The organism is Mycobacterium sp. IS-836 (assembly GCF_001954275.1).
In the GTDB taxonomy this organism is placed as follows: Bacteria; Actinomycetota; Actinomycetes; order Mycobacteriales; family Mycobacteriaceae; genus Mycobacterium.
Genome location: NZ_MBEU01000004.1, coordinates 104,973 through 121,820, shown reverse-complemented (window position 1 = coordinate 121,820; position 16,848 = coordinate 104,973). Strand labels below are relative to the sequence as shown.

19 protein-coding genes and 1 riboswitch are annotated in these 16,848 nt (G+C 68.3%); of the genes, 7 read left to right on the top strand and 12 right to left on the bottom strand.

Annotated elements, in window-relative coordinates; genetic code table 11:
• Positions 1–16: 16 nt before the first annotated feature.
• On the bottom strand, positions 17–979 hold the full coding sequence (locus tag A5747_RS02295) for a DMT family transporter (RefSeq protein ID WP_076122055.1): 963 nt from the start codon (positions 977–979) through the stop codon (positions 17–19).
• 305 nt (positions 980–1,284) lie between these two features.
• On the opposite strand from A5747_RS02295, the gene A5747_RS02290 reads away from it, so the two are divergent.
• On the top strand, positions 1,285–2,613 hold the full coding sequence (locus tag A5747_RS02290) for a DUF349 domain-containing protein (RefSeq protein WP_076122054.1): 1,329 nt from the start codon (positions 1,285–1,287) through the stop codon (positions 2,611–2,613).
• Here the strand turns inward: A5747_RS02290 and A5747_RS02285 are convergent.
• From A5747_RS02285 to recA, 4 genes are read right to left on the bottom strand one after another with little or no spacing between them, the layout of a single operon-like run.
• Positions 2,610–3,227 carry a hypothetical protein gene (locus A5747_RS02285; RefSeq protein WP_076122053.1) on the bottom strand — a complete coding sequence of 206 codons (618 nt, stop codon included), beginning with the start codon at positions 3,225–3,227 and terminating at the stop codon, positions 2,610–2,612. The two genes, A5747_RS02290 and A5747_RS02285, sit on opposite strands and share 4 nt — an antisense overlap.
• Positions 3,224–4,720, bottom strand: a complete 1,497-nt coding sequence (gene miaB / locus A5747_RS02280) for a tRNA (N6-isopentenyl adenosine(37)-C2)-methylthiotransferase MiaB (RefSeq protein ID WP_076122052.1) — start codon at positions 4,718–4,720, stop codon at positions 3,224–3,226. Before miaB ends, A5747_RS02285 begins: the two co-directional genes overlap by 4 nt.
• A 44-nt stretch (positions 4,721–4,764) precedes the next feature.
• Positions 4,765–5,298: a recombination regulator RecX gene (gene recX / locus A5747_RS02275; RefSeq protein WP_083700037.1), complete on the bottom strand. Its 534-nt coding sequence runs from the start codon at positions 5,296–5,298 to the stop codon at positions 4,765–4,767.
• Positions 5,252–6,304: a recombinase RecA gene (recA, locus tag A5747_RS02270; protein ID WP_076063692.1), complete on the bottom strand. Its 1,053-nt coding sequence runs from the start codon at positions 6,302–6,304 to the stop codon at positions 5,252–5,254. Before recA ends, recX begins: the two co-directional genes overlap by 47 nt.
• Positions 6,305–6,469: 165 nt before the next feature.
• A riboswitch (cobalamin riboswitch) is annotated at positions 6,470–6,613 on the top strand.
• 38 nt (positions 6,614–6,651) lie between these two features.
• Here recA and A5747_RS02265 point away from each other — a divergent pair.
• Positions 6,652–7,326 carry a (2Fe-2S)-binding protein gene (locus A5747_RS02265; protein ID WP_076122050.1) on the top strand — a complete coding sequence of 225 codons (675 nt, stop codon included), beginning with the start codon at positions 6,652–6,654 and terminating at the stop codon, positions 7,324–7,326.
• 34 nt (positions 7,327–7,360) lie between these two features.
• Here the strand turns inward: A5747_RS02265 and A5747_RS02260 are convergent, their stop codons facing one another.
• Complete coding sequence (locus tag A5747_RS02260) at positions 7,361–7,567, bottom strand: DUF3046 domain-containing protein (RefSeq protein WP_142245433.1); 207 nt, start codon at positions 7,565–7,567, stop codon at positions 7,361–7,363.
• A 17-nt stretch (positions 7,568–7,584) separates the two neighbouring features.
• On the bottom strand, positions 7,585–8,751 hold the full coding sequence (locus A5747_RS02255) for a glycosyltransferase (RefSeq protein WP_076122170.1): 1,167 nt from the start codon (positions 8,749–8,751) through the stop codon (positions 7,585–7,587).
• 53 nt (positions 8,752–8,804) lie between these two features.
• Here A5747_RS02255 and A5747_RS02250 point away from each other — a divergent pair, with 53 nt between their 5' ends.
• Entirely contained in the window at positions 8,805–9,236 is a 432-nt protein-coding gene (locus A5747_RS02250; protein ID WP_076122048.1) for a limonene-1,2-epoxide hydrolase, read from the top strand.
• Between the two features lie 18 nt (positions 9,237–9,254).
• Complete coding sequence (locus A5747_RS02245) at positions 9,255–9,653, top strand: DUF5313 domain-containing protein (protein ID WP_076122171.1); 399 nt, start codon at positions 9,255–9,257, stop codon at positions 9,651–9,653.
• Between the two features lie 7 nt (positions 9,654–9,660).
• Here the strand turns inward: A5747_RS02245 and A5747_RS02240 are convergent, their stop codons facing one another.
• From A5747_RS02240 to pgsA, 4 genes are all read right to left on the bottom strand, one after another.
• Positions 9,661–10,485, bottom strand: coding sequence for a hypothetical protein (locus tag A5747_RS02240; protein WP_076122047.1), 825 nt, complete (start codon positions 10,483–10,485; stop codon positions 9,661–9,663).
• An 18-nt stretch (positions 10,486–10,503) separates the two neighbouring features.
• A complete protein-coding gene (pspA, locus tag A5747_RS02235; RefSeq protein WP_076122046.1) occupies positions 10,504–11,331 on the bottom strand; it encodes a phage shock protein PspA in 828 nt (275 codons plus the stop codon).
• A gap of 96 nt (positions 11,332–11,427) precedes the next feature.
• The gene (gene clgR / locus A5747_RS02230; RefSeq protein ID WP_076122045.1) at positions 11,428–11,778 is read right to left on the bottom strand and encodes a transcriptional regulator ClgR; all 351 of its coding nucleotides are present in this window, start codon (positions 11,776–11,778) and stop codon (positions 11,428–11,430) included.
• A 104-nt stretch (positions 11,779–11,882) separates the two neighbouring features.
• Positions 11,883–12,473 carry a CDP-diacylglycerol--glycerol-3-phosphate 3-phosphatidyltransferase gene (gene pgsA, locus A5747_RS02225; RefSeq protein WP_198938112.1) on the bottom strand — a complete coding sequence of 197 codons (591 nt, stop codon included), beginning with the start codon at positions 12,471–12,473 and terminating at the stop codon, positions 11,883–11,885.
• 57 nt (positions 12,474–12,530) lie between these two features.
• On the opposite strand from pgsA, the gene A5747_RS02220 reads away from it, so the two are divergent.
• Positions 12,531–13,046 carry an amino-acid N-acetyltransferase gene (locus A5747_RS02220; protein ID WP_076122044.1) on the top strand — a complete coding sequence of 172 codons (516 nt, stop codon included), beginning with the start codon at positions 12,531–12,533 and terminating at the stop codon, positions 13,044–13,046.
• A 14-nt stretch (positions 13,047–13,060) separates the two neighbouring features.
• On the opposite strand, the gene A5747_RS02215 is transcribed toward A5747_RS02220, so the two are convergent.
• Positions 13,061–15,535: a DNA translocase FtsK gene (locus A5747_RS02215; protein WP_233147918.1), complete on the bottom strand. Its 2,475-nt coding sequence runs from the start codon at positions 15,533–15,535 to the stop codon at positions 13,061–13,063.
• Positions 15,536–15,696: 161 nt separating this feature from the next.
• Between A5747_RS02215 and A5747_RS02210 the strand changes: the two genes are divergently transcribed.
• Entirely contained in the window at positions 15,697–16,011 is a 315-nt protein-coding gene (locus A5747_RS02210) for a putative quinol monooxygenase (RefSeq protein ID WP_076122043.1), read from the top strand.
• Positions 16,008–16,847: a mycofactocin-coupled SDR family oxidoreductase gene (locus A5747_RS02205; RefSeq protein ID WP_076122042.1), complete on the top strand. Its 840-nt coding sequence runs from the start codon at positions 16,008–16,010 to the stop codon at positions 16,845–16,847. The genes A5747_RS02210 and A5747_RS02205 overlap by 4 nt, the downstream gene beginning before the upstream one ends.
• The last annotated feature ends 1 nt before the right edge of the window (position 16,848 follow it).

Genomic DNA, 16,848 nt, shown 5'->3' with positions numbered 1-16,848 from the left:
GGACGGATCGACCGCGTCAGGTGATCGTGCGGCTTTCCTCCGACGGGGCCGCATCGCTCTGCGGCGGTTCGTCCTGCGCCGCGGGAGCCACGGTGCGCTTGAGGTCGCGCCCCGTCTCCGCCGCGATCGACGCGGCCTCCCCACGGGCCAGCGCTACCGTCGCGACAATCACCATGGCCACCGCCGCGACCAGCACGAACGCCTGAGGCCCGTGGGCGTCGAACGTCTCGCCGAGAAGAAACACCCCGAGTACCCCGCCGACTAGCGGCTTGGCCACGGTCATCGTCGGCAACGACGCGGTCAGCGCCCCGGCACGAAAGGCCGACTGCTGGAAAATCATCCCGGCCAGCATCAGCACTAGCCACGGAAAGAACTCCGGCGAAGTCAGGGCGGCGCCCAAGCCTTCTTCGAGCAGTTCGACGAGGCCCTTAGTCAGCACCGCGAACAACGCCAACGACGAACCCGCCACCAGGGCCAGCAGCACGGCCGCGACCGGGCGACCGGACCAGATGCGCGCCCCCAGCAAACACAACACCAGGATGGGACCCATGACCAGGGCCACGATGATCCACTGGGACAGCGCTCCCCGCTGCTGACCGACCGTCGGGTCGCCCACGATGATGACCACCGCCAAAGAACCGGCCAGCACGATCGCCCAGATCCACTCCCAGCGGGTGACCCGGTGCCCGGTCAGCCGCGCATAGATCGGCAGGGCAAACAGAAGCGCGGTCACCTGTAGCGAGGTCACCAAGACCACCGACCCCCACGCCAGGGCCCCGGCCTGCAGGCTGTAGTTGACGATCGCCGCCAGGCCGCCCAACCACCACCGCTTGTCGCGCAACGACATACGGAACAACTCGAGATGCCCGACGTGTTTGTCGGTGATTTCGTGTGCGGATCGCTGCCGGATGACGTCGCCCATCGCGGAGGCCAGCGCCGCGCACAAGGCAATCAGTGCCGCGACGTCCACTTTGGACATGGGAACCCCCTCACCAGCGCTCCCCCCAAAGCTTTCCGTACACGTGCAGTTTCATACGGGTTCTCGACTACTGTAGTTCGACTGTAGTTCGACCGGGGTGCCATCCCGGCCACAATCGCGGCGCGGCGAGCGCATCAATACTTATCGCCGGCCCTCACCATAGAGGGCTGCTAAGGTGGCCGCGCACAGTCCGCCAAGCTGCTTGAATACTGTGGGAAGCGCTTAGGGAAGTATCGGTGCCGCTACGCGCGGCAGGCGCGCGGAACACCAACCGCGCGAAGGTGGCAAAGGGCAGGTGACGAGCGATGACCGCTGACGAGCCCCGCGGCAACGATTCACCTACGCCGCCGCCGCGTCCGGGACCGCGACCCGGGCCGCGACCGACTTCGCGGCCCGCAATCCACCCGGTCGCCGTGCCCCCGTCGAGCGATCCGCACCAGTTCGGGCGCGTCGACGACGACGGCACCGTCTGGCTGATCAGCGCGGCGGGCGAACGCATCGTCGGATCCTGGCAGGCCGGCGACCGCGAGGCCGCGTTCGCACACTTCGGCCGCCGGTTCGATGACCTCGCCACCGAGATCACGCTGATGGAAGAACGGCTGGCGTCGGGTACCGGCGATGCCCGCAAGATCAAAGCCCACGCATCCGAACTGGCCGAGGCGCTGCCGACCGCGTGCGTACTGGGCGACATCGATGCCCTCGCGGGCCGGCTGACGACGCTGCTCGAGCACGCCGGGGCGGCGGCGGCCGCCGACAAGTCCCGCCGCGAGGAGCATCGCGCCGCTCAGACCGCCCGCAAGGAGGCGCTGGCGGCCGAGGCCGAGCAGCTGGCCGCGAACTCGACCCAATGGAAAATCGCCGGCGACCGGCTGCGAGCGATCCTCGACGAGTGGAAGACGATCAGCGGCCTGGACCGCAAGGTCGACGACGCGTTGTGGAAGCGCTACTCGGCCGCCCGCGAAGCCTTCAACCGGCGCCGGGGCGCCCACTTCGCCGAGCTGGACCGCGAGCGATCGGGGGTTCGGGAATCCAAGGGGCGGCTCTGCGAACGGGCCGAAGAGCTGTCCGATTCGACGGACTGGACCGCGACCAGCGCGGAATTCCGCAAGCTGCTCTCCGAATGGAAGGCGGCGGGCCGGGCCAGCAGGGACGTCGACGACGCCTTGTGGCGCCGCTTCAAGGCCGCCCAGGACACGTTTTTCACCGCACGCAATGCCGCTGCGGCGGAAAAGGATTCGGAGTTGCGGGCCAATGCCACCGCCAAGGAGGCGCTGCTGGCCGAAGCGGAGAAGCTCGACACGAGCAATCACGACGCGGCCCGCGCGGCGCTGCGATCGATCGCGGAGAAGTGGGACGCGATCGGCCGAGTCCCCCGGGAGCGCTCCGCCGAGTTGGAGCGGCGGCTGCGGGCGGTCGAGAAAAAAGTGCGCGACGCCGGCGAGTCGGATTGGTCCGATCCCCAGGCGCAGGCCCGCGCCGAGCAGTTCGCGACCCGGGCCGAGCAATACGAACAGCAGGCGCGCAAGGCCGAGGCGGCCGGCCGCACCAAAGAAGCCGAGGAGGCCAAAGCCAACGCCGCGCAGTGGCGGCAGTGGGCCGACGCGGCGGCCGAGGCGCTGACGCGGCGGACCTAGGCTTCGGGTTTTTCCGGACCGTCGGGTTTTTCGGGGGTTTCGTTTTTGTCGAGGCTGTCCAGCAGCGTCTTCGACTGCTGCTGCGCCACGATCCGGCGCCTTTGCTCCTCGGCCGCGAGTTGCACGATGGTGCGGGCCCACACCACCCGGGCCCAGTGAAACGTCAACAGAATCACCGTGATCCATGCCACGATCAGGCCCACACCCGGGCCGGGATGACCGGCGGCCACGGTTTGGCGCGACCACACCGCCAGCAGCCCGGCGCCGCTGGCGATCGCCGTGCCCGCCAGCGCGATCCATGCCAGCGCCCACCGCCGGGTCAGCAATGCCAGCATCGAGAATCCGACGCCGAACACCAGCGCCAGCCAGGCGAACACCCGCAACGGCAGGCCCAGCGCGGCCGCACCCGCACCGTGGCTGGAAAACAGGACATCCCATCCCCGCACGGCGCCGGTGTGCGGCAGGATGAACGAACCCAGCAGCACGAACACCAGAATGGCGACCACGAATGCCCTTGGGCCGGGGTCGATCTCACGCGCGACGCGGCGCTCCGCGGCCTCGATTTCGGCACGCAGGGCGTCGATGTCGGCGTGTTCCTTTTTCTGTTCATTCATAGCGCGCATCCAAGCGGTTGGGCGGTGGCGGCGGACGGCCCCACACCGGGCATGCCGAGGCCGACGCCGCGCGGGCGTTGTCCTGCGGAGTCACCGGCCCGCGTGCGGCGGTGGGTCAGCACCCCGGCGTCCGCGACGAGGTGGTGCGGCGCGGCCCCGGTGACGGCCGTGGTGATGATGTCGCCGGGCCGCACCGCCGTGTCGGCGGAAAAGTGCACCAGCCGGCCGTCGCGGGCGCGTCCGGTCATGCGCGATGTCCGGCTGTCCTTGCGTCCTTCGCCAGTGGCCACGAGCAACTCGACGGTCTGCCCGATCAGCGCGCGGTTGCCCTCCAGCGAGATCTGCTCCTGCAGCTCGATCAGGCGCTCGTAGCGTTCCTGCACAACAGCTTTCGGGATCTGGCCGTCGAGTTCGGCAGCCGGGGTGCCGGGCCGCTTGGAGTACTGGAAGGTGAACGCGGCCGCGAACCGAGCCTGCCGCACCACGTCGAGCGTGGCCGCGAAATCCTCTTCGGTCTCGCCGGGAAATCCGACGATCAGGTCCGTGGTGATGGCCGCGTGCGGCATCGCCGCCCGAACCCGGTCGATGATGCCCAGATAACGATCGGCGCGGTACGACCGCCGCATCGCGCGCAGCACCCGGTCGGATCCGGACTGCAGCGGCATGTGCAGGGCCGGGCACACGTTCGGCGTCTGCGCCATCGCCTCGATGACGTCGTCGGTGAACTCGGCCGGATGCGGGGAGGTGAACCGGACGCGTTCCAGCTTGTCGATTTCTCCGCAGGCGCGCAGCAGCTCGGCGAAGGCGCCGCGATTCCGCGGCAGCTCGGGGTCGGCGAAGGAAACCCCATAGGCGTTGACGTTCTGGCCGAGCAGCGTCACCTCGAGCACGCCGTCGTCCACCAGGGACCTCACCTCGGCCAGAATGTCGTCCGGACTGCGGTCGACCTCCTTGCCGCGCAGCGACGGGACGATGCAGAAGGTGCAGCTGTTGTTGCACCCGACGGAGATGGAAACCCAAGCGGCGTACGCGGATTCGCGTGCGCTGGGCAGCGACGACGGAAACTGCTGCAACGCCTCGGCGATCTCTACCTGGGCGACCTTGTTGTGCCGGGCGCGGTCGAGCAGCGTGGGCAGCGATCCGATGTTGTGCGTGCCGAAGACGACGTCGACCCACGGCGCCTTGCGCAGCACTGCGTCTCGATCTTTTTGGGCCAGGCAGCCACCGACCGCGATCTGCATATCGGGATTGCCCCGCTTGCGCGGAGCCAGATGGCTGAGGTTGCCGTACAGCTTGTTGTCCGCGTTCTCGCGCACGGCGCAGGTGTTGAACACCACCACGTCGGCATCGGTCCCGTCGGCGGCCCGTTGGTAGCCGGCCGCCTCGAGCAGCCCGGCCAGGCGTTCGGAATCGTGGACGTTCATCTGGCAGCCATAGGTGCGCACCTGGTAGGTACGCGCCCCCGAAACGTCTCGGGCCACCGTCGAAGTCACGGGGCCATGGTACGGCGACCGGCTCCCACCGGATTAATCCGCAGCTACACCCGCCGGCGCTCCCGCTCGGCCGCCAGCTCGGCGAAGACGACCTCGCAGGCCAGGCTCTGGCCGTAGCCACGCCGCGCCAGCATCCCGACCAGCCTGCGGCTCACCTTTGCGTCGTCGCCAGCCAGCGTCTCGCGCCGCAGCTTGGCACGCACCAGCTGCTCGGCCCGATCGCGCTCGGCGCCGGCGTCGATCCCGGCCAATGCCGCGGTGATCGCGTCGTTGTCGACGCCCTTGGTATGCAACTCGGCGGCCAGGGCGCGCCGGCTCTTTCCGGCCCTCGCCCGCCGGGACGCCACCCATTGTTGGGCGAACTCGGCGTCGTCGACCAAGCCCACGGACGCCAGTCGATCCAACACCCGGGCGCTGACGTCGTCGGGATATCCGCGTCTGGCCAGCTGACCGGACAGCTCGGCCCGCGTGCGCGATCTCGCGGTGAGCAGGCGCAGGCACAACGCCCGCGCCTGCTCCTCGCGAGAGGGCTCAGAAGTCGACGGGGGCGGGCAGGACACCATCGGCTGAGGGGTCATCGGTCACGACCGCGCCAATGCCAAGCTTTTCCTTGATCTTCTTCTCGATCTCGTTGGCAATGTCGGCGTTCTCCATCAGGAAAGTGCGGACGTTCTCCTTGCCCTGGCCGAGCTGCTCGCCCTCGTAGGTGAACCAGGAACCGGACTTGCGGATGAAGCCCTGATCCACACCCATGTCGATCAGCGAACCCTCCCGGCTGATTCCCCGGCCGTAGAGGATGTCGAACTCGGCCTGCTTGAACGGCGGCGCCACCTTGTTCTTGACGACCTTGACCCGGGTGCGGTTGCCGACCGCGTTGGTGCCGTCCTTGAGCGTCTCAATCCGGCGCACGTCCATGCGCACCGACGCGTAGAACTTCAAAGCCTTTCCACCCGTGGTGGTTTCGGGACTGCCGAACATCACCCCGATCTTCTCGCGGAGCTGGTTGATGAAGATCGCCGTGGTTCCCGAATTGTTCAGCGCGCCAGTCATTTTCCGCAGCGCCTGGCTCATCAGCCGGGCCTGCAGCCCGACGTGGCTGTCCCCCATCTCGCCCTCGAGTTCCGCTCGCGGCACCAGGGCCGCGACCGAGTCGATGACCAGGATGTCCAGCGCGCCGGAGCGGATCAGCATGTCGGCGATCTCCAGCGCCTGCTCACCGGTGTCGGGCTGGCTGACCAGCAGCGAATCGGTGTCGACGCCGAGCTTCTTTGCGTAGTCGGGGTCCAGGGCGTGCTCGGCGTCGATGAACGCCGCGACGCCGCCGGCGGCCTGGGCGTTGGCCACCGCGTGCAGTGCGACGGTGGTCTTACCCGAGGACTCCGGACCGTAGATCTCCACGACCCTGCCGCGCGGCAGGCCGCCGATGCCCAGGGCCACGTCCAGTGCGATGGATCCGGTCGGGATGATCGAGATCGGCTGACGCGTCTCGTCGCCGAGACGCATCACCGAGCCTTTGCCGTAGCTCTTTTCGATCTGGGCCATCGCCAGGTCGAGAGCCTTCTCGCGGTCGGGGGCTTGCGTCATGGTGCCTCTTCCTATCGTCGGTGTGTTCGGTGACCGGTATCGGTCGGTTGGCCGTGACCCTAGGCGCGGGGTCCGACAAGTCTCCGAACGCTCACCACAGTAGCCGAACACGTGTTCGATTCAAGAGGACACGCCGGGCACGGTAACGGCGTATGGCAACATTTGCTACCGAAAGGCGCTGACGGGGCCAAAGCAGCCTGCTAAAGCCGAGGAAACCGGTGTGAATCCGGTGCGGTCCCGCCACTGTGATCGGGGACGGACACGTCCTGACCCGAGAGCCAGATACTCACCGTCAGCGCTTCCTCACGACAACTGGGGCGGATTTCCCCAGAGAGGTTTGGTCGCGCATGGACATTTCTGCCGAGCTGGCCGAAATATCTTCTTACAAACGGTTTTTCACCTTCACTGTCGGGGGCGACGCAGTCGGATGGCATCCGGTCGGGCAGTCCTACGCCGACGGTTTCAGTGATCTGATCGACGCCACCGCCCGGCGCTATCGCACGTCGGACCTGCGGATCGCCGCCTCGCTGGTTCATCTCGGCCACGCCACCCGCCTGTGGTCACCCGTGCTCGCGTGCGCGCTGGGGCACGGGGTCGTTCCGGATCTTAAAGGCCTGCAGCGCGCCGATGACGCGGCCCAACTTCGAATGCCCGAGCCCGTCGGACAAGCCATCGACTCGCCCTCCGCGAATTTGCTGTACCGCATCGTCGTGAAACAACACATGAAGCCGTTCGCCGCCGGCCTGCGGGTCAAACTGGCCCCCGCCCTGCTCGCGGGCAACATCGCGTCCGCACTCATGGGAGCGTCGCGAGCCCTGCTCTCGGCCCGGCCCGATCTGCGCGGCCCCATCCTCGACATCACCGACTCACTGCTGGACACCGGCATGTTGGCCGGATGCGGTGTGATCACCAGCGCACACCTGGGTTTCAGGCGTCGCAGCTGCTGCCTCTTCTATCGCATCCCCGGGAAGTCCGTCTGCGCCGATTGCGTCTTTCGCCGGGTACGCCGTAGCAACAGATGAGTGTGCGTAGTCGCTCACGCCTAAGCGCGCGGCTTCACCACTGATCGCGGGGCACGTCGAAGTCGAGGCACAACGCCCGCCAGACGTCGCGCGGCTCGACGCCATCCTCGATGGCCTGGGCCGCAGTCCGGCCGTCGAACCCGGTCAGCACGTGATCCACCAGCACCGATGCGCCATAAGCGGCGCCGAAGCGCAACACCACCCGCTCGTTGAACTCCGTCAGCCGCACGCCAGCCAAGATACTGGGCGGCCGGCGCCTCACCCCGCGAGAGCCAGCGCTTCGTGGCACACCCGCACCGGGTCGGCGACCCCGTCGATGCCGGCGGCCGCTTCGCGGGCGGCCTCGCGGTAGCGGGGCGTGGACAGCACCTCGTTGGTCGCGGCCACCAGCGCGTCGGCGGTCAGCGGCCGGACCAGCCGCGCACTGCCCTGACGCACCACTCGATTGGCCATCTCCCACTGATCTCCCCCGCCGGGAACCACCACCAGGGGCACGCCGGCGAGCAGCGTCTTGGTCACCATCCCGTGACCGCCGCCGCAGATCACCACGTCGGCATGCGTCAACAGCTCGGCCTGGCGCCCCAGCCCCACCACCGCCCACCGCGGCACGGCCAGATCCGGTCCGTCCAGCCGCGACACCACCAACCGCGATCCCGCCGGCAGCGTGTCGCCCGGCGTCAGGTGCCGCAGCGCGACGTCGTCCAATCCGGCGGTCCCGGTCGCAGCGGTCGACGGCGCGACCACCACCACCGGCCCGCGGCCCGGCGGGACCTCGAGCACCCGGTCGGTCGGCTCGAAGTGCAACGGGCCGACCACCACGGCCTCGTCCGGCCAGTCCGGACGAGGCATCTCCAGCGCGGGCAGCGTGGCGATCAGCCGTCGCAGCGGCCCGGGATCGACGGCGGGCAGCCCGATCTGCAGGCGGACGGCGGCACGCTGCTTGATCCCGGCCCGCCAGGAGCGCGCGGTCAGCGCGCGCATCGTGGCGTCGCGCAGCCGGCCGCGGATGCCGGTGCCGGGCGCGAGTCCGCTGCCTATCGGCGGCAATCCCTTGGACGGCAGGTACAGCGGATGCGGGTTGAGCTCGATCCACGGAATGCCCAGCAGCTCGGCGGCCATGCCGCCGCCCGCGGTGATGACATCGGACACCACCAGGTCGGGTCCCAGCTCGCGCAGGGCGGGCACGTTGAGCTCCGCCATCCGCGCCGCGCGCCCATGGATTCTGGCGCCGGCGTCGACGTCGTCGTCGGTGGCGGCGAGGCCGTCCAGCGCGACCGCGTCGATCCCGGCGCCGCGTGCGGTGTCGATCCATTCCTCACCGGTGAACAGGGTGGGTTCGTCGCCGGCCTCGCGAAACCGCAGGCACAGCGCGATCGCCGGAAACGAGTGCCCGGGATCCGGCCCGGCGACGACGGCGACGCGCATCATCCCCACCCTGCCACAGCGCTGGACGGCCCGGCTCGCCTACGCTGGCAGCCATGACCGAGCCGACTGGTACGGCCGTCGCGAACACCAGGACGGTCGAAGGTTTCCTGAACGCCTTGCAGGACGCGGATTACGAAACCGCGGAGGCGTCGTTGGACGACAATCTTGTCTACGAGAACGTCGGACTGCCGACAATCCATGGCCGCGCCAGAGCGATGAAGCTGTTCCGGCAGATGGACGGGCGTGCCGCGTTCGAGGTCAAGATCCACCGCATCGCCGCGGACGGGGCCGCGGTGCTCACCGAACGCAGCGACGCGCTGATCTTCGGTCCGCTGCGGCTTCAGTTCTGGGTCTGCGGCGTGTTCGAGGTGCACGACGGGCGAATCACCCTGTGGCGCGACTACTTTGACTTCTTCGACATGCTCAAGGCCACGGCGCGTGGGCTTGCCGCATTGGTAATACCGTCGCTCAAAGCGTCGTTCTGACAGGGCATGACGACAGACATGGCCAACGACAGCGTCCGCACCAAGCCCAACGCCCTGCAGTACATCCGCTATTGCTACGGGCGGCGGCTACCCGACTCGATGCGGGATTGGGTGCGCAACGACTTGGCCGGCAAGGGCGCCGTCGCGCGGATGATGATCCGCGTCGCGGTGCCGGCGGTGTTGGTGCTCATCCCGTTCTGGTTCATCCCGACCACGCTCGACGTCCATCTGAGCATGACGCTGCCGATTCTCATTCCGTTCGTGTATTTCTCGCACGCGCTCAACAAAGTGTGGCGCCGGCACATGCTGGCTGTGCATGGGCTGGATCCCGGGCTCGTCGACGAACGCGCCCGGGCGCGCGACGCCCACATCCACCAGGCCTACATCGAGCGCTACGGCCCGCGACCGGACGATTAGCGGCGCGCTACTTGCGCTGCAGTCCGCCGAGTTCGTCGAACGCCTGCGCCCAGCCGAGCAGCCGATCCGTCGCTCCGACCAACTCGTCGCGGTAGCGTTGCTGCGACGCGGCTAACGCTCCCCCGGCACCACCACCGCCGTTGGCCGATGACACCAATTGTGCTGCGGCGGTGACCATTTCATTGTATTGACGGACGCCCGCGCTCAGCTGCGCGGTGAATGCGTTGATGGTGGGCACCAGATACGACCGCGACGACTCCGAATAGTGCACCGCCCGCTCCATCGACACGACCTCGGCCGCGGTGGAAGCCATCGCCGCCGAGGTCTTGTTCGCCGCCGCGGTCAGGTCGCGGATTTCGGCCGCCGGCAACATGGCGCCCCGCTCGATCACACCCAGCAGCGAGAAGAACCCGCGTTCGGAGGCGCCCAGCGCGTACATCGCGGGTCGCGCGGCCGAACCGGGCGGCGGCAGCCTGCGCGCGTTGGCGGGCCGGCTCGCCGGCAGTGGCTCGGATCGCAGCCAGTGGTAGCGAAGCAGCAGCAACGTCGCCGGAATCACCATGACGACCGCGATGGCCCCGGTGATCTCCAGCAGCAACGCGAACCAGCCCCAGGCCGCGAGCACGGCCGTGACCACCGCCCAGAACACGCAGCCGGCGGCGAATATCAGGCCCCACCGCAGCGCGCGCCGGCGCCGTCGCAGCAGCCGGGCGCGTGGGTCCGCGGCGGCGCTGATCTTCTGGGCCACCAGGTCGGAAAGGTCGGCGGCGGTGTCCAGCCCGCGCCGCAACAACGCGCGCCAGGACCCGCGCCCCGTCGCGTTCACCGACATCGTGGGACCCTTCGCGGTTTAGGACTGACCGAAGGGCTTCTCGGCGGCTTGTCCGCCGGTCTCGGCGGGCGCGGGAGTGGCCGGGGTGGCGTCCGGCGCGGCAGTCGAGCCGGTCGGCAGGGCTTCGCCGCGCATCGACGCGCGGATCTGCTCCAGCCGCGAGTGACCGGCCATCTGCACACCGGCCTGCTCGACTTCGAGCATTCGCCCCTGCACGGAACCCTGCGCAAGCTCGGCCGCGCCCACCGCGTTGGCGTAGCGTCGTTCGATCTTGTCGCGCACCTCTTCGAGGCTCGGTGTGTTGCCGGGGGCGGCGATCTCGCTCATCGACCGCAGCGACGCGCTGACCTGCTCTTGCATCTTCGCCTGCTCGAGCTGGCTGAGCAGCTTGGTGCGCTCGGCGATCTTCTGCTGCAGCACCATCGAATTCTGTTCGACGGCCTTCTTGGCCTGGGCCGCCGCCTGCAGCGCCTGGTCGTGCAGCGTCTTGAGATCTTCGACGCTCTGCTCGGCGGTCACCAGCTGGGCCGCGAACGCCTCGGCGGCATTGTTGTACTCGGTGGCCTTCGCGGTGTCTCCGGACGACGTGGCCTGGTCGGCCAAGGTGAGGGCCTGGCGCACATTGACCTGCAGTTTTTCGATGTCCGCCAGCTGACGGTTGAGCCGCATCTCCAGCTGACGCTGGTTGCCGATCACCTGGGCGGCCTGCTGCGTCAGGGCCTGATGGGTGCGCTGTGCTTCCTCGATGGCCTGCTGAATCTGGACTTTGGGATCGGCGTGCTCGTCAATTTTCGCGTTGAACAACGCCATGACGTACTTCCACGCTTTGACGAACGGATTGGCCATTGGTTAGCTCCGCCTTCGCTACTTGTGGGCCCGGTAGGCCTTGGGTAGAGCCCTGCTGGGCTCGTACTCACCCTGCCGCTCAATTTAGTGGGGCGCTCAGGCCACCGCCAGAGACGCCACCGGCGGAATGACGACCTTGGTGCCGGGGTCGATGGTGGAACCGCTTGCGACGGTGGTCGGCTCGCCAGTCGGCTCGCTGTGCGCGGCGCGTTCCTCGCTCGCCATCCGCTCGCCGGCGTCGGTGAGGACCGTCGACAGCGGAACCTCCAACGCATCGCAGATCGCGTTGAGCAGCTCGCTGGAGGGTTCTTTGCGGCCGCGCTCCACCTCGGACAGGTACCCGAGGCTCACCCGAGCCGCATCGGACACCTCGCGCAACGTCCGTCCCTGCGTTGTCCGGGCCAGGCGCAACACGTCGCCGATGACCTCGCGCACCAATGGCGGCATTCCCGCTCTCCTTCGTCCCGGTTCGTTCCAGTCAGGCCTGCTCGACACGAGCTCTCTAGGTCAACGCCGGCACCGGTGGCCTAGTTCCCGATCAGGGTTCCCGCTCAGCCCGTCGTCTGGCGAATTTCCCGGACGGCGGACGCGACGTAGTCGATGCCGGTCACCACGGTGAGCACGACCGCCGCAGCCATCACCACCGAAGCCCCCACCAGGAACGGCCCCGAGAGGGGTAGCACGAACAACCCGATCGCCAGCGCCTGGACCACGGTCTTGACTTTGCCGCCCCAGCTGGCGGGAATGACTCCGCGACGAATCACCGTCAACCGCAACAGGGTCACCCCGACCTCGCGAGTCAGGATCAGCACGGTGACCCACCACGGGAGATTCCCAAGCATCGACAATCCGATCAGCGCCGACCCGATCAGCGTCTTGTCGGCGACCGGATCGACGAACGCGCCGAATTCGGTCGCCATGCCGTAGTTGCGGGCCAGCAAGCCGTCCAGCCGGTCGGTGATCATGGCGATCGTGAAAATCACGAAAGCGACTATGCGCCCGACGATTTGGTGGCCGTCTCCGGCGAACAGAGCGAGCAAAAAGATCGGGACCAGCACTAGGCGCAACAACGTGAGGATGTTCGCGAGGTTGGCGATCCGGGCACGCCGCACTATCGGACCCGTTTGCGGCTGCCCCGACACCGCAACAGAATAACGGTTGACCAGCGCAGGCGTGGCCGATGTCAATACTGTTGACCCGTGACCGAAAGCCAACAGGATCAGCGGCCGGTGGTCCGGCGCGCGCGAACATCCGATGTGCCCGCGATCAAAGAACTCGTCGACACCTATTCCGGAAAGATCCTGCTGGAAAAGAACCTGGTGACGCTCTATGAGGCCGTTCAGGAGTTCTGGGTGGCCGAACTCTCGGGAAAAGTGGTCGGTTGCGGGGCGCTGCACGTGTTGTGGTCCGACCTCGGCGAGATCCGAACCGTCGCCGTCGATCCGGCCGCGACGGGCCGTGGCGTCGGCCACGCGATCGTCAACCGGCTGCTCGAAGTCGCCCGCGAGCTGCAGTTGCAGCGGTTGTTCGTGCTGACCTTCGAGACCGAGTTCTTCGGCAAGCACGGGTTCAGCGAAATCGAGGGCACGCCCGTCACCGCCGAGGTGTTCGAGGAGATGTGCCGCTCCTACGACATCGGTGTCGCCGAGTTCCTGGACCTGAGCTACGTCAAGCCGAACATTCTGGGCAATACCCGGATGCTGCTGCTGCTCTGACTATTCGTCGGGGCTCACTCGTCTTGGAGGTCGGATCCGCTCGCCGAGCCCCGGATCGCGGCCAACGTCGCCGCCAGCTCGTCGGGCTTGACCAGCACGTCACGCGCCTTGGATCCCTCGCTGGGCCCCACGATGCCGCGGGTCTCCATCAGGTCCATCAAGCGGCCCGCTTTGGCGAAGCCGACGCGCAGCTTGCGCTGCAGCATCGAGGTGGAACCGAACTGGCTGGACACCACCAGCTCGACGGCCTGCAAGAACACGTCCATGTCGTCGCCGATGTCCGGGTCGACGTCGGTGCGCTCACTGGTCGGCTTGGCTGTGGTCACGCCGTCGGTGTATTCGGGTTCGGCCTGGTCCTTGCAGGCGGCGACGACGGCGTGGATCTCCTCGTCGGTGATGTACGCCCCCTGCAAGCGCAGGGGCTTGCTGGCGCCCATCGGCAGGAACAGGCCGTCGCCCATCCCGATCAGCTTCTCGGCGCCCGCCTGGTCCAGGATCACCCGGCTGTCGGTGAGCGACGACGTCGCGAACGACAGCCGGGCCGGCACATTGGTCTTGATGAGCCCGGTCACCACGTCGACCGACGGTCGCTGGGTGGCCAGCACCAGGTGGATGCCCGCGGCCCGGGCCTTCTGGGTGATCCGCACGATGGCGTCCTCGACGTCGCGCGGCGAGGTCATCATCAGGTCGGCCAGCTCGTCGACGATCGCCACGACATACGGGTACGGGCGGTACTCCCGCTGGCTGCCCAGCGGCGTCGTGATGGCACCCGATCGCACCTTGGCGTTGAAGTCGTCGATGTGACGCACCCGCGACGCCTGCATGTCCTGGTAGCGCTGTTCCATCTCCTCGACCAACCACGCCAGCGCGGCCGCCGCCTTCTTCGGCTGCGTGATGATCGGGGTGATCAGATGCGGAATGCCTTCGTACGGCGTCAGTTCCACCATCTTCGGGTCGATCAGGATCATCCTGACCTCCTCCGGGGTGGCCCGGGTCAGCAGCGACACCAGCATGGAGTTGACGAAGCTGGACTTGCCGGAGCCCGTGGAGCCGGCCACCAGCAGGTGCGGCATCTTGGCCAGGTTGGCCGAGATGAAATCGCCCTCGATGTCCTTGCCCAGCCCGATCACCAGCGGGTGGTGATCGCGGCGGGTCGACGGCGCGGTGAGCACGTCGGCCAGGCGCACCATTTCGCGATCGGTGTTGGGCACCTCGATGCCCACGGCCGACTTGCCCGGGATCGGCGCCAGCATGCGGACGCTTTCGGTGGCGACCGCATAGGCGATGTTCTTCTGCAGCGCGGTGATCTTCTCCACCTTGACGCCGGGGCCGAGCTCGACCTCGTAGCGCGTGACGGTGGGCCCGCGGGTGCAGCCGGTGACGGCCGCGTCGACCTTGAACTGGGTGAGCACCTCGCCGATCGCAGTGGCCATCTGGTTGTTGGCCGCGCTGCGCTTTTTGGGCGGATCGCCGGTGACCAGCAGGTCAAGCGACGGCAGCGTGTAGGGGCCCTCGACGACCCGGTCGGTGACCGGGACCTGCTTGCGGGAGCCGCGGCGGGCGCGCGGTTTGGCGGCTTCGAAGGCCGGTTCGGGGACCGTGGGGGTTTCGTCGTACACGTCGTCGCCGGCGCCCTCCGACGACCACGCCTGTGGTTCCGGATCGAAGGGTGGCTCCTCGTCGTCGAACCGGTCGTCGAACTCGTCGGCGTAGTCGTAGGCGGACTCGTCGTAGTCACCGTCTGCGTCGTCGATCAACCGGGTGCCGAACGTGGCCCGAATCATGTCCGGCAACTCGCGGACGGTGGTCCCGGTCAGGAGCAGCAGGCCGAACATGAAGCCGATGAACAACAGGGGCGCGGCGATCCAGGGCGTCAGGCCGTCCGACAATGGGCCACCGATGGCGAAGCCGATGAATCCGGCCGCGCGCCTGCGCAATTCGGGATCTTCCGGGGAGCCGGACCATAGGTGGCGCAGGCCGAGGACCGACAGGGCGATCAGGCTGCCGCCGAGGATCAGCCGGGGCCGCGCGTCGGGGTTGGGCCGGGTGCGCATCAACGCCACCGCGACGCCGCCCAAGACCACCGGCAGCGCCAGGACGGCCGACCCGATGAACGTCCGGAGCACGACGTCGACCCAGGCGCCGATCGGCCGGGCGGCGTCGAACCACGAGCTGGCCGCGACGACGACGGCCAGGCCGAGCAGAACCAGCGCGATCCCGTCGCGGCGATGCCCGGCGTCGATGTCGCGGGCCCGCCCGATCGAGCGCGCCGCGCCGCCGGTGCCGCGCGCCGCCATCAGCCAGGTGGCGCGGATGGCGCGGCCGCAGGTCAGCCCCGCGGCCACCAGCACCGAAGGATTGCGGCGTTTGGCGGGCCTACCGGGCCGCCGGCGGGGTGCGGCCGGTCGCGCACTTCGGGACCTGCCCCGCGAAGCGGCCTTTGACCTGCTCGTTCGGGTTCGTGAGCGGGCCGCGGTCTTACTAGCCATGGGGGCCAGGGTAGTCGTAAATACATCATCTGCACCACCCGCCACACTGGTAACGGCGATCCTCTCCCTCGGGCGCCGCGGCGGCCCCCGGAAGGCGTCGGTAGGGTGACGAACGGTGATCAAAGTCACGCCGCTCCCCGCCCTGCCCAGGAGGCCCTAACATGCCCGTCGTCGTCGTCGCCACCATGACCGTCAAACCCGAATCGGTCGACACCGTCCGCGACATCCTCACCAGCGCCGTGCAAGAGGTGCACGACGAGCCGGGCTGCCAGTTGTACTCGCTGCACGAAACCGGTGAGACGTTCGTGTTCGTCGAGCAATGGGCCGACCCCGAGGCGCTCAAGGCGCACAGCACCGCGCCGGCGATCGGCAAGATGTTCGCGGCGGCCGGCGAGCACCTGGCCGGGGCACCGGACATCAAGATGCTGCAGCCGGTGCCCGCGGGCGATCCGGACAAAGGGCAACTGCGCCGGTGAGCCCCGGCCGGCCACTCGAGGGCCCACTGAACGGCAGGGTCGCGCTCATCACCGGCGCCGCCCGCGGTCAGGGTCGTGCGCATGCGGTGCGGCTGGCCGCCGACGGCGCGAATGTGATCGCGGTCGACCTGTGCGCGCAGATCGAGAGTGTCCCGTATCCGCTGGCCACTCCGGAGGATCTGGCGGAGACCGTCAAGCTGGTCGAGGACACCGGGGCACGCATCGTCGCCCAACAGGGCGATGTCCGCGATCGCGAATCGCTCTCGGCCGCAGTGCAGGCCGGCCTTGACGAGTTCGGTCGCCTCGACATCGTGGTGGCCAACGCCGGCATCGCCCCGATGCAGTCCGGCGGCGATGGCTGGCGCGACGTCATCGACGTCAACCTCACCGGGGTGCACCACACCGTGGAGGCCGCGATGCCGACGATGGTCTCCCAGGGCAGCGGCGGTTCGATCGTGCTGATCAGTTCGGCCGCCGGACTGGCCGGCATCGGCAGCGCCGACGCCGGCTCCATCGGCTATGCCGCGGCCAAACACGGTATCGTCGGGTTGATGCGTGTATACGCCAATTTGCTTGCCCGCCACAACATCCGGGTCAACTCGATACATCCGTCCGGGGTCGACACCCCGATGATCAACAACGAGTACACCCGGCGGTGGCTCGCCGACCTCGTCGCGCAGTCCGATTCACCTCCGGACATGGGCAACGCGCTGCCGGTGCAGGTGCTGGCGCCGGCCGACATCGCCGACGCGGTGGCATGGCTGGTATCCGATCAGGCTCGCTACCTCACCGGCGTCGCGTTGCCGGTAGATGCCGGCTACTTGAACAAGCGATAGC